This is a genomic window from Fuchsiella alkaliacetigena, from assembly GCF_023227765.1.
Taxonomy (GTDB): Bacteria; Bacillota; Halanaerobiia; order Halobacteroidales; family Acetohalobiaceae; genus Fuchsiella; species Fuchsiella alkaliacetigena.
On sequence record NZ_JALKBZ010000001.1, the window covers coordinates 88,070 to 99,903 of the forward strand.

The following is an 11,834-nucleotide window of genomic DNA, read 5'->3' on the forward strand; positions in this document are numbered from 1 at the left end:
ATTTTCTTAATCCTTTAAACCGCCAAATCTTCTTTCTCTAGCCTGATAATCAGCTATAGCTAACAGAAGATCTTTTTCACAAAAATCAGGCCACAAAGTAGAAGTAAAATAAAACTCAGCATAAGCCAACTGCCACAATAAAAAATTACTAATCCTTAATTCTCCACTAGGCCTAATCAACAGTTCAGGATCTGGTAACTGTTGAGTATACAGTTCTTGAGCAAAGTTTGCCTCAGTAATCTCTTGCGGCTCTATTACTCCAGACTTCACCTTAACAGCTAACTCCTTAACAGCATCAATAATCTCAGCTCTTCCTCCATAGTTTAAAGCAATATTCAAGTTTAAGCCTTGATTATCCTTGGTCATTTCCCAAATTTCTCTAATTTTTTTCCTTATATCAGTTGGCAGCCCCTCACGACGACCTAAAACCCTTATTTTAACTTCTTCACGATGCAGTTCTCGAGCATCGCTTTCAAAAGTACGATTAAAAAGGCTCATTAAAAAGTTAACCTCTTCTTCAGGTCGTTTCCAGTTTTCTGTAGAAAAAGCAAATACTGTTAAGTGATTAATCCCTAGCTCACTTACTATTTTAACAGTTTCTTTTAATCTTTCAACCCCTTTTTCATGGCCAGCCGTTCTAGGTAAATCTCTTTTCTGGGCCCACCGACCATTCCCATCCATAATTAAGGCAATATGCTCCGGTAGCTGTTTAGCTAAAACATTTGTTCGTAATTCTGCTAAGTTTAACTCATCCTTATTCAATTTAGAAAGATTTGACCACATTAGCTCCTTCCCCCTATTCAATTACAACATAACCCCCTCTAAAGCATGAGAGGGGGTAATAAGCTAAAATTATTTATCTTCGCAAAATATTCCTTAGCATAGAATACTAAATTTCTAAAATATCATTCTCTTTTTTAGCCAATAAATCATCAATTTTTTGAATATACTGATCAGTTAATTCCTGCACCTCATCCAAAGCCCGATGGTAGTTATCTTCAGAAATATCACCAGCAGCTTCCAGCTCTTCCAGTTCACTATTAGCATCGCGGCGAAGATTCCTAATCAATATTCGATTATCTTCAGCCTTTTGACCTGCTAATTGAACCAGTTCTTTTCTTCTTTCTTCAGTCAACTGGGGAATATTTATTCTGATTACTTCTCCATCATTATTCGGATTTAAATCTAAGTCCGAGGTTAAGATAGCCTTTTCTATATCCTCTAAAACATTGTTATCCCAAGGTTGAATTAATAGCTGTCTTGGTTCCGGAGCAGAAATTTTAGCCATCTGATTAATTGGAGTCGCCGTTCCATAATAGTTAGCTGTTATACCCTCTACTAAAGAAGGCTTTGCTCGTCCAGTCCTAATAGTAGCAAAGTCCTGCTTAGTCTCTTGGAGAACCTTTTCCATTTCACGCTCTGTTTTACTAATCACTTGATTAATCATAACTTTTCCTCCCTACTGGTAAAAATTTTTCAAGCTAGCGAACAAAAGTTCCAATCTCTTCACCCAGCACAACCCGCTTGATGTTCTCAATCTCTTGCAAACCAAAAACAACTATCGGTATTTTATTATCCATACAAAGCGAAACAGCAGTAGAATCCATAACCCCTAAACAGTTATTAATCACTTCAATATAATCGAGTTCATTAAATTTAACAGCATCAGGGTTTTCAGCCGGATCAGAATCATAAACTCCATCCACATTCTTAGCCATTAAAATAGCATCTGCTCCAATCTCTGCTGCTCTTAAAGCTGCTGTTGTATCGGTAGAAAAGAAAGGGTTTCCTGTGCCAGCAGCAAAAATAACGATTCTCCCCTTTTCCAAGTGACGCATAGCCCGACGTCTAATATACGGTTCTGCAACTTCACGCATAGCGATAGCGGTCTGAACTCGGGTTTCTATTTCTAATTTTTCTAAGGCATCCTGGAGAGCTAAGGCATTAATTACTGTAGCCAACATTCCCATATAATCAGCAGTACCTCGATCCATACCTTGAGCACTACCAGCTACCCCCCTAAATATATTACCTCCACCAACTACAATAGCTACTTCAACTGTATCATTTACTTCTTTTAACTCTTCAGCAATCGAATTTATAAACTGAGGATCAATCCCATACTCTCGATTCCCACTTAATGCTTCTCCGCTTAACTTAACAATAACTCTAGAAAATTTAGCCTTAGTCATTAAGAATAACCTCCATCGCTGATTAACAATATAAATCAGATTATATTTTAAAAAAGAGAACACAGTTAACTGTGTTCTCTCTATTAAATTCAACCTCTAATTCTCAACTTCATTTTTAACTTCAGCTGCAAAGTCTTCCTCTTCAACTTCAATACCCTCACCTAATTCATAACGAGTAAATCTTCTAATATTGATATTTTCACCTAGTTCAGCTACTTTTTCTGTAATTAATTCAGCTACTGTTTTATCATCATCACGAATATAAGGCTGCTCTAAAAGGCAGTTTTCACTAAAGAACTTATTTAAACGTCCTTCAACTATCTGCTCAACTACATGCTCCGGTTTACCGTCATTAAGAGCTTGAGTTTTAAGTACCTCTTTTTCCTTAGCAACTACCTCTTCTGGAACATCATCCTTAGATAAATACTTAGGATTAGCAGCAGCAATATGCATAGAAATATTATCAACTAACTTTTTAAAAGCATCGTTTTTAGCTACAAAGTCCGTTTCACAGTTAACCTCTACTAATACTCCTATCTTACCACCCATATGTATATAAGCTTCAACTAAGCCTTCAGCTGCTGTTCGATCAGCCTTTTTCTCAGCTTCAGCAATTCCCTTCTCTCTTAAATAATTAACAGCTTCTTCCATATCACCATCAGTCTCTTTTAAAGCTTGCTTACAGTCTAAAATTCCAGCACTAGTCTTCCTACGTAGCTCTTTAACATCAGCTGCCGAAATTCCCACTTTATACCCTCCTTTAATTAAGTAGACTCAAGAAAAGGGCGTTATAAGGGCCAGCCCCTTATATAACACCCTTATTAATAAAATTAAATTATTCTGTCTCTTCTTCTGTTTCAACTTCAACCTCTTCCTCTTCTTCAGTAGCAGTTTCTTCTGTTGATCTTTCCTCTGCTTCTTCATCGAAAGATTCTGCCATCTCTTGCTCCTGTACTCCCTGTTTGCCTTCTAAGACTGCATCAGCCATAACTCCAGTCAACAGCTTAACAGCTCTAATCGCATCATCATTACCAGGGATTATATGGTCAATTAAATCAGGATCACAGTTAGTATCCACAATAGCTACTACAGGAATTCCTAATTTATTAGCTTCAGCAACAGCTATCTCTTCTCGACGAGGATCAGCTACAAAAACAGCATCTGGCAGCCCATCCATATCTCTAATTCCACCTAAAAATCTAAGTAGCTTACTACGCTCTTTCTCTAATTCTGAAACCTCTTTTTTAGGCAAGACCTCAAAGAGACCATCTTCTTCCATCTGTTCCAACTCATTTAAGCGGTCAATGCGCTTCCGAATTGTTTGATAGTTAGTTAATAGTCCTCCTAACCATCGCTCATTTACATAAGGCATCCCACATCTTTCAGCTTCCCGCTTAATAGTATCCTTAGCCTGCTTTTTAGTACCTACAAATAAAATTTCTTTACCTGCAGCAGCTAAATCACGTACATAGTTATAAGCATCCTCCACTAGTACCACGGTCTGCTGCAAATCAATAATATAAATCCCATTTCTTTCAGTAAAGATATAAGACTTCATTTTAGGATTCCAGCGTTTAGTTTGATGACCAAAATGAACACCTGACTCTAACATCTGCTTCATTGTTACTACAGACATACTAGCACCTCCCTCCGGTTTTAATCCTCCACTCACCTCAACTCCTAATTAAACCTGCTAAATAACAGGCACCCTAATTAGAATCAGCAAGTGTGCGTATTTAGTGTATCCTAGATATACACCATTACGTAGTATAACACAAATACTCTATATTATCAATATTTTTTAGCAAAAACACAAAAATATTATCAGAAAAAAGCTGAATATAAAAAATGGTTAGCAGTTAATCACTTTTAAAGCAAGTGCTTAACTACTAACCATCTTCAATAATATTTCCCCAGCTGTAATATTAGGTTTAAATTCATACACACCAGCCATAATTCTAGTACTAATTCCTAGGCGTCTAATCAAATTCAATAAAACATCCGGATTTTCAATTACTCCTGCTTGATATAATGTATTTACAGTCTCATTAGCAGTCCAACCCTCTTCAATTTCAACTTCAATAGCTGAATCCTCCAACTCCAATCCTATATCTAAATCAAAGACCGAACTCAAATCAATATTATCAACCCCACCTTGAACAAAAGAATTAGCTTCTAACTTAACTAGTTCCAAAGTGATTTCTTCAGCTTCTATATCTTCTTCAAATTTCATTCCTAAATCTTCAGCTAAATTGATAATTTTTTCTTCATTCATTTCTTGTGGGAACTTCATTCCCAACTCTTCAGCTCTATTTACAACTCTATCATCACTTATCTCCTTAAGATCCACTTGCTCATAAAATTCCATACCTAAATCTTGAGCCTTTTCAATTAATAGCTCCTCTTCAATATTCTCCGGAAACTTCATTCCTAACTCCTTAGCTTCTGCTATCAATGTTTCTTCTTCTAACTCCTCAGGAAACTCCATTCCTAACTCCCGCGCTTGATTGATAATCTCTACCTCAGTAAGTTCCTGTTCTTCTACCATCTCTTCCTCTACAGCAGCTTCTCTTTCAAAGTCGCCGACAACATTAGAGTCCATACCGAAATTATTAATTACCAATAAAACTAGAGCAACTACCATCATTAAAGTTCCTAGTCCTAATAAAATTTTTCTAAGCAATTACTTATCACCTCTGTCATCAAATTTTAAAATTAACTCTACTTCCCGCTGACCTAAATTTAATCTTTTAGCAATTTGAGTATAGTCCAATCCCTGAGCTGAAAGTTCAGCTATCTGATGATACTTATCTTCTTTTGATTCCGACTCCACTTCTTCGGTTATCGATGAATTTTCAGTCTGTTGAGAACTCTCGGTTGCTAAAGTTGAATCTGACTTTTGAGCTTGAGCTGAATTAAGCTTTTCAACACTTAAATCACTATCCTCTACCACATTCAATCTTGAATTTAAAGCATTAGAAAAGTTTGAATAAGTTTCTTTAGTTGAAGAATTATCTAGTTTTTCTTGCTTAATCTCTAAACCATTCAAAGCATTATCTAGGCCATTATTTAAGTTAGCTAATAGTTCTGATAGTCTCTGCTCTCTCTTTTTTAATTCTTTATTCAGATAAAGATAGTCAGCAGTAGAATCTTCAAAGTCACTATTAGTATTAATATCAGTATCTCTATCCTGTTTATAAGTTAAGAAAAGAGAAGCCAAAATAAATAGTGCGCCTAAAATAAAGAGTATTATTTCCAAAGTTCTCTCCTCCAAATTCATACCTTAATATCAATGTAGTTTCCTCGTTTAGACTCCTGTTTTTCTGACTCCTGCTCCGTAGAAGACTCTTTAGCCTTCTCTTCAGATTCAGAGTTTTCCTCTTCATTTTCTTCATCAGCATCTACCTGTTTGTTTAAAGCTTCTTCAGATTCATTGACCTGTCGTTGCTTTTCCTCATTAATTTTTTGAAACTGATTGCTTAAGTGTTGCTGATTGTTTTCCAAAACTTGCTCTTGATGCTGCTGCACTTCACTCATTTTTACCGAACGAGGTACCTGAGTATGGGGATTAATAGACTCAACCATCTGCAATCACCCCCTCTAATATTTAGCTAAAACTTTAAACGTAAGACCCTTTTTTAACCTCGCCTTCTTCAACATAATAAGTAACATTAGATAACGCCTTACTAATTTTCTTTACTTCAGTACCAATAGTAAGTTGAACTCCAGGATGCAACTTAGACTTTATCTTTATTTTTCCTTCTTTACCCTCATCTAAACGTTTCTCCAAACTCTGCTTTTCTTCCTTTAATTCCTCAAGATGCTTAGCTAATTGAAATCTCATCCTAGTTTTTTGACTTAATAAATTCCGATCCTTTTGAGATAAATCACCTTTTTCCTCTTGTCGTTTCTTAAGATAATTAATAGTCTTTAAAGCTTCATCCAATTCCTTCTGTTGTTCTTCTAACTCTTCCATTAACTGATTATATTCATCTCTTAATTCGGGAGTAACACCTACAAAAATCTGAGTTTTAGTTGCTAAATTTGAACCGATGATTTTAGCATCTATCTCCTTACCAGCTCTCACTATTCCCCCAACAATTAGACCCTTACTTTCTACCCGGATAATCCTCGCTGCATCTATATCACTGTGCATAATTGCATCTCTAACTATTAAATCCCTATCGGTAACTACTCTCCCGTTTTCAATAAACTTAACCTTGATATCTTCCTTAGCCATCAAGACTCCCTTGCTTCTACCTACAAAACCTTTTTGAACTAAAATACTACCTCCGGCTTCTAACCTTCCCCCTTGCACACTGCCTTTAACTTGAATATCCTGCTTAGCTTCTACCACCATTCCGTCTTTAACATCGCCTCTAACCTCCACAGTTCCCAAAAACTTAATATTACCTGTAGATAAGTCTACATCTCCTTTAACAGTATGAATCGGCAGTACATTTATTTTATCGTCTTCTAAAACCACCTGTCCTTCAATATCAGCATAAAGCGACAGTTTATCTTCACCTAAGCTAGTATTCTTACCAGTCGGCATTCTTTTATCCTCTGGTGGTTCGGGATCCACTTCTTCTCCAGTCACTGTAGTACCGGGAGTACCAGGTTCAGGAGGACTTTTAGTAGCTAAAACATCACCTTCGTTAACATTAATAATTTTTCCTAAATTACGATAATCTACGCTACCATCCTCTAACTTCTTTACCTTTTTCTCCTTTTCCTCAGGGTCAAACTTAAGATTAATTTGGGCATCTTTACCTGGAATAGGTTCCGTACCTTCAGCCACTAAAACATCTTCTATTTCTCCTTCTAAAATACCATCTCGATTAACTAAACTCTTAAGTTTATTCTCCTTAACCCCATGTCTAACTCCCTCAACCTCTAACTTTTCTTTAATATCTGCTAGACTAGCTTCTTTACCGCCTAAAGCAGACTTTACCGTCAGATAAGCTTTCATCTTATCATTACTTATCTTTACCTTAATTTCTGCATCTCTATCCAAATCAGGATCTCTATCAGCAACTTTTATTGGCTGTTCATACATATCTTCAACTAAAGCTTCACTAACTTGGTCATAATCCACATTCTGAATTTCTTTAGCATCTAATAAAGAGTCTACTTTATTTAAGCCAACCTCTTCCCCTAAACCTTCAGCAGCAGTTAAGTAAATAAAAATTCCATCTTCATTAATGATTAGCTCTACTTCTCCATCTTTATTTTCTGTTGTTTCTTGCTCCTGTTCTTCAGAATCGCCTTCTTCAGAACTATCTTCGCTTGCTTCCAAGTTAGAATCTTCTTCAGTTAACAAGGTTACCTTATAGATTCCTTTTTTACCAAAGCCCAAAAATAAGCTTTCCTCATCAATTAATTCTAATTCAAAATCCTCTACTTCTAACTCCTGCCCTGTTTTAGCCTCTAACTCAGCTAAAGCCTTTTGTTTAGCTTTAGCTTTATCTTTAGCTTTTATTGTAAGTTCCATATCACCCCTCCTTAAAACTAGCTAGTCCAGCAGTAGACTCTTTTTTCGACTGAGATAACCTCTTAATCTATAAATAGCCTTAGTATGCAACTGAGAAACTCTAGCCGTTGTTAACTCTAATACTTCACTAATTTCAGTTAGGTTTAATCCTTCATAGTAGTAAAGAGTAACCACCAGTTTTTCTTTAGGTTTCAACTTTTCAATTGCTTTAGCTAGAATTTCTTTCATTTCCTCGTAATGAAAGGTGTGCACTGGATCAGTAGCATCTTCATCAGCTATTACTTCTATTAAAGTAGTTCCTTCCACCTGACCACTGCTAATAAAGCTATCTAACGAAGTCTGTTGAGGAATATTTATTTCCGCTAAAAGATGAGCATATTCTTCAGTATCTAGTTCTAATTCTGCTTTTATTTCTTCATCGGTCGGAAGGCGACCTAATCTTTGAGCTAAATCTGAATTAGCTTTCGCTACTTGTTTAGCTTTTTTACGTACAGAAGTCGGAACCCAGTCTAACTTCCTCAATTCATCTATAATACTACCTCTAATTCTAGAAATAGCATAAGTAGAAAACTTCACCTGACGACGATGATCAAATCTCTCTATAGCATCAATTAACCCTATTATGCCGTAATTTTGTAGATCCTCAAACTCAAACTTATCCGGAAGGCTAATCATCAATCTATTGACTACATACTTAACTAGAGGTACAAAGCGTAATATCAACTCTTCTTTAGCAATTTGACTTCCATTTTCTTTAAGCTCAATCCATAGCTCCTTTTCGGCTTTGCTTTTCCTCTTCTCTATCTTTATCCCTCCATATCAGACTAATTTTCCTTCATATTTCTTACTAACTGAGCTAACTTTTCAGGATCTTCCTCTGCTAATTGATCTATCTCCTCCCGTTCTTCGTACTCTATTTCTTCTAAATCTAAAGGTTGAAACCCTTCTTCCTTTTCCTGACTTGACTCATTTAAAGCTTCCTCTTCAGTTTCTTGATTATTCTGCTGATCATACTGCTGAGCAGCTGTTTGTTGGGAAACAGCCTTTCTTTCAGCTTCTGCTTTATTCTCGGAACTAATTCCATCTATACTTTGAAAAACAAATCTATTTAGTAGATACATCAATGCTCCACCTAAAATTCCAAAAAACATAGCTGCTAAAAGACTTCTGCTTATAACAACTCTTAGAGATAATCCTGTAGCTACTGTAACTACCAAAACTAATAACAAAGCAACTACAGCAAAAGAAATAGCTCCTCCTGTAATTAAAGCTTTCAAAAGCGCCAACTCCTTTTTATAAAACCTGATCCTTTCCCTTAACTGTTTTTATTAGCACTCTTCCATCCTCTACATAGAACTCCATCGTTCTACCATAGTCCTTACCTACATCCTCAGCTAATAATCTAATCTGCTTTTCTTTTAAGATTCTTTTAACTGCTTCAATATTCCTAGCTCCAATCTTCATTTTAGAACTGGAATTATCAAAACTAAACATTTGCGCCCCCCCGGCTATTTTAGCTACTAGTTTTCTAGAACTAGCTCCTTTATTTTTAATCTTTTTTAATAGTAGTTCCATAGCAGTATCGGCATATTTAGCGGGATTATTATTTTCGCGATTACTAGGTACTTCTGGTAGCATAACGTGAGCTAAACCACCTATCTGAGCTTTAGAATCATAAATAGCAACTCCCACACAAGAACCTAAACCGGAAGTAATTAAAACATCATCATTTTGACCAACATTCAAGTCAGCCATTTTCACTCTAATCTTGTTCATATCCTCCCCACTCCAAGCTGGGCTAAAATCTTAGTCAGAGACTCAGGAGTAGGAATGAAAAAAAAGTGCCCTTTAATACCTTCATCACCAGTATCTAAAAAGTTCGTCTCCACTATTAATGCATAGTCTCCAATATGTCCCTGCTGTAAAAAGGCTACCTCTAAAATAGCCCCTGCCATATCCAAGGCTAAACCAGGAACTGAAGGAAGTAAGGAAAGACCTGTCATCTGACTTAAAGTATTTAAATAAGAATTAGTTAAAATATTCCCTATTTCTTTCAAGCTTGAATTTTGAATCTCTATATTACTATCTTCAGACTCTAAATCTAAACTTTCATTTAACAATATACTACTTAACCTTTCAGCATCCTCTTTTTCCAATGCAAAGAGAATTTTTCCCGGAGCATCACCAGCTACTTCAACTAAAATCCCTGCTATTAAGGATTCAGCTCCCCCTAAAAGATCAGGCACTTCATTTAGGTGTAAAATATTCACTTCGGGTACACTCATATCTATCTTTTGATCCAAGATCTGTGAAAAAGCTGTAGCAGCATTACCAGCACCTATATTGGCTACTTCCTTAAGAGCATCTAACTGTAAATCAGAAAGTTCAGTCACATCAGTATGTTCATCTTTTTTCATATTGCTTACCTCCTCCTTTTCATTTTCGGATTGGTCTATTGAAAACTAAGTTTCTTACTTCCAGTAAAGATATATTTATCAGTATGGCTATATATAATTACTTCAAGATTAATTACAAAAGACCTTTTCTATGTAAATCTAATTGTCTTTGCAGTACCCAGGCAACTATATCATCCTGTTGCGAACGAGATATATTAATAAATCTAATTCCTAAACCTAGTTTATTTTTACGATCTGGAAAATCATCCAATCTAAGCACTCTTCCTAATACAGTTTCAAAGTCCAACTTATCAACATCCAACCTTAATTCCATTATTGAATCTAGGGGAATAAACTCTTTAACTACTAATAATAGTCCTCCCCCGCTGATATCATCGGTTAAGCCCTTTTTAAAGTCCTCTTGCTTATCTTCATCGTAAATTATTTCTTCACCTGCAAGTAACTTTTCTCGCTCTTCTTCTTCTAAATTAAGCTTTCTATATTCAACACCTAACCTAATAGGCACTCGTACAAAGTCGCGACGCTGAATCTTATATACCTCTTTAGGTTGAGTTAAAGAACAGGTAGCAATATTACCTTCTAACTGTCTAGAAACTATCTTTGTTTCAAACTCATATTTAGCCTTTTCATCAGTATAAATCACTTTCAGCTTAGTTCCCACCGGCAAAGGAACTACATTTTCTTTCTTGATAGGTAAAGTTACTTTTATTTGTTCTCCTTTGATTTCTGTAACTTTACTCAAATACTCACCTGCGTGCTTTCCGAACTCCACTATCATTTCTACCGATTGATTCGGTTTCATCTTCAGATCAGCCATTATTAACCTCCTCCATCCTTACCTTGATAAGTTAACTAAGCTTTTAAAAAAACCCTTAATCCCTTTAGTTTTCTCTTTTTCTTCAATCTGAATATCCAAAATTTTATTTCGAATATCTTTAATTGCAATAGAAGCCTCACAGTCAGGAAACTCTAGTAAAAAAGGATTCTGCTTTTTAACAGCCTGAGTTACACTTTTATCTTTAGGAATAGAACCCAAAATATCTAATTCAATATCCAAAAACTCTTTGGCTACCTCTATAATTCTTTTTGAAACCCTATTACCTTCTTTACTGCTTTCAATCTGATTAATTACCAAGTTTATCTTAGCATCTTTTTGGTTATTAGAAATCACCTTAATTACCCCATAAGCATCGGTTATGGCCGTAGGTTCTGGAGTACAAAGCACAATAGCCTCATCAGCAGCCAAGATAAAGTTAACTACCTTTTTAGAAATTCCAGCTCCAGTATCAATTAAAATAATATCAAATTCGTTCTCCAAAACTTCCCAACCGGCAATCAAGTTTTGTAACTGATATTCAGAAAGATTAGCTAAGCTCTCTATTCCTGATACTCCGGGAATAATATTCAATCCTCCCGGGCCCTCAGCAACTATTTCCATTATTTCTCTTTTCCCGCTAATCACATGGCCCAAATTATACTGAGGAGTTAAGCCTAGAATTACATCTATATTAGCCATCCCTAAATCAGCATCAATAATAGCTATATTTTTATCCTCAGACTGTAAAGCTAAAGCCAAATTAACAGTAAAGTTTGTTTTACCCACTCCACCTTTGCCGCTAGTAACAGTATAAGTCCGAGCAATATCACTTTGTTTTTTTTGCTTTTGCTTTGGTTGGGAGTTATTTTTTCCTTTAACTAACTCTCTCAATTTATGTGCTTGATCCTTCATAA

At 35.8% G+C, this 11,834-nt stretch carries 15 protein-coding genes; all 15 read right to left on the minus strand.

The window, feature by feature from the left end:
* Positions 1-6: 6 nt before the first annotated feature.
* A complete protein-coding gene (gene uppS / locus MWH30_RS00395; protein WP_248662063.1) occupies positions 7-783 on the minus strand; it encodes an undecaprenyl pyrophosphate synthase in 777 nt (258 codons plus the stop codon).
* A 106-nt stretch (positions 784-889) separates the two neighbouring features.
* Positions 890-1,447, minus strand: a complete 558-nt coding sequence (gene frr / locus MWH30_RS00400) for a ribosome recycling factor (RefSeq protein WP_248662064.1) — start codon at positions 1,445-1,447, stop codon at positions 890-892.
* A 34-nt stretch (positions 1,448-1,481) separates the two neighbouring features.
* A complete protein-coding gene (pyrH, locus tag MWH30_RS00405) occupies positions 1,482-2,192 on the minus strand; it encodes a UMP kinase (protein WP_248662065.1) in 711 nt (236 codons plus the stop codon).
* 96 nt (positions 2,193-2,288) lie between these two features.
* Positions 2,289-2,939, minus strand: coding sequence for a translation elongation factor Ts (tsf, locus tag MWH30_RS00410; RefSeq protein ID WP_248662066.1), 651 nt, complete (start codon positions 2,937-2,939; stop codon positions 2,289-2,291).
* Between the two features lie 88 nt (positions 2,940-3,027).
* Positions 3,028-3,828 (minus strand): 30S ribosomal protein S2, encoded by an 801-nt coding sequence (rpsB, locus tag MWH30_RS00415; protein ID WP_248662067.1) that lies wholly within the window; start codon positions 3,826-3,828, stop codon positions 3,028-3,030.
* Positions 3,829-4,074: 246 nt separating this feature from the next.
* Positions 4,075-4,875, minus strand: coding sequence for an MltG/YceG/YrrL family protein (locus MWH30_RS00420; protein WP_248662068.1), 801 nt, complete (start codon positions 4,873-4,875; stop codon positions 4,075-4,077).
* Positions 4,876-5,451, minus strand: a complete 576-nt coding sequence (locus MWH30_RS00425; RefSeq protein WP_248662069.1) for a DUF6115 domain-containing protein — start codon at positions 5,449-5,451, stop codon at positions 4,876-4,878.
* A gap of 17 nt (positions 5,452-5,468) precedes the next feature.
* Positions 5,469-5,777, minus strand: coding sequence for a hypothetical protein (locus MWH30_RS00430; RefSeq protein WP_248662070.1), 309 nt, complete (start codon positions 5,775-5,777; stop codon positions 5,469-5,471).
* Between the two features lie 34 nt (positions 5,778-5,811).
* Positions 5,812-7,686, minus strand: coding sequence for a flagellar assembly protein A (locus MWH30_RS00435; protein ID WP_248662071.1), 1,875 nt, complete (start codon positions 7,684-7,686; stop codon positions 5,812-5,814).
* 21 nt (positions 7,687-7,707) lie between these two features.
* Positions 7,708-8,496, minus strand: a complete 789-nt coding sequence (locus tag MWH30_RS00440; protein WP_308221591.1) for a FliA/WhiG family RNA polymerase sigma factor — start codon at positions 8,494-8,496, stop codon at positions 7,708-7,710.
* Between the two features lie 14 nt (positions 8,497-8,510).
* Positions 8,511-8,963, minus strand: coding sequence for a hypothetical protein (locus tag MWH30_RS00445; RefSeq protein ID WP_248662073.1), 453 nt, complete (start codon positions 8,961-8,963; stop codon positions 8,511-8,513).
* Between the two features lie 16 nt (positions 8,964-8,979).
* Positions 8,980-9,462 (minus strand): chemotaxis protein CheD, encoded by a 483-nt coding sequence (locus tag MWH30_RS00450; protein ID WP_248662074.1) that lies wholly within the window; start codon positions 9,460-9,462, stop codon positions 8,980-8,982.
* A complete protein-coding gene (locus tag MWH30_RS00455) occupies positions 9,459-10,103 on the minus strand; it encodes a chemotaxis protein CheC (RefSeq protein ID WP_248662075.1) in 645 nt (214 codons plus the stop codon). Before MWH30_RS00455 ends, MWH30_RS00450 begins: the two co-directional genes overlap by 4 nt.
* 112 nt (positions 10,104-10,215) lie before the next feature.
* A complete protein-coding gene (locus tag MWH30_RS00460; protein WP_248662076.1) occupies positions 10,216-10,920 on the minus strand; it encodes a flagellar brake protein in 705 nt (234 codons plus the stop codon).
* Between the two features lie 18 nt (positions 10,921-10,938).
* Positions 10,939-11,832 (minus strand): MinD/ParA family protein, encoded by an 894-nt coding sequence (locus MWH30_RS00465; protein ID WP_248662077.1) that lies wholly within the window; start codon positions 11,830-11,832, stop codon positions 10,939-10,941.
* Positions 11,833-11,834: the final 2 nt, after the last annotated feature.

What these genes read in the sequence shown, in the direction of transcription:
- uppS (WP_248662063.1), bottom strand. Translation starts at nt 783, where the DNA reads ATGTGGTCAAATCTTTCTAAATTGAATAAGGATGAGTTAAACTTAGCA.
- frr (WP_248662064.1), bottom strand. Translation starts at nt 1,447, where the DNA reads ATGATTAATCAAGTGATTAGTAAAACAGAGCGTGAAATGGAAAAGGTT.
- pyrH (WP_248662065.1), bottom strand. Translation starts at nt 2,192, where the DNA reads ATGACTAAGGCTAAATTTTCTAGAGTTATTGTTAAGTTAAGCGGAGAA.
- rpsB (WP_248662067.1), bottom strand. Translation starts at nt 3,828, where the DNA reads ATGTCTGTAGTAACAATGAAGCAGATGTTAGAGTCAGGTGTTCATTTT.
- MWH30_RS00430 (WP_248662070.1), bottom strand. Translation starts at nt 5,777, where the DNA reads ATGGTTGAGTCTATTAATCCCCATACTCAGGTACCTCGTTCGGTAAAA.
- MWH30_RS00435 (WP_248662071.1), bottom strand. Translation starts at nt 7,686, where the DNA reads ATGGAACTTACAATAAAAGCTAAAGATAAAGCTAAAGCTAAACAAAAG.
- MWH30_RS00450 (WP_248662074.1), bottom strand. Translation starts at nt 9,462, where the DNA reads ATGAACAAGATTAGAGTGAAAATGGCTGACTTGAATGTTGGTCAAAAT.
- MWH30_RS00455 (WP_248662075.1), bottom strand. Translation starts at nt 10,103, where the DNA reads ATGAAAAAAGATGAACATACTGATGTGACTGAACTTTCTGATTTACAG.
- MWH30_RS00460 (WP_248662076.1), bottom strand. Translation starts at nt 10,920, where the DNA reads ATGGCTGATCTGAAGATGAAACCGAATCAATCGGTAGAAATGATAGTG.
- MWH30_RS00465 (WP_248662077.1), bottom strand. Translation starts at nt 11,832, where the DNA reads ATGAAGGATCAAGCACATAAATTGAGAGAGTTAGTTAAAGGAAAAAAT.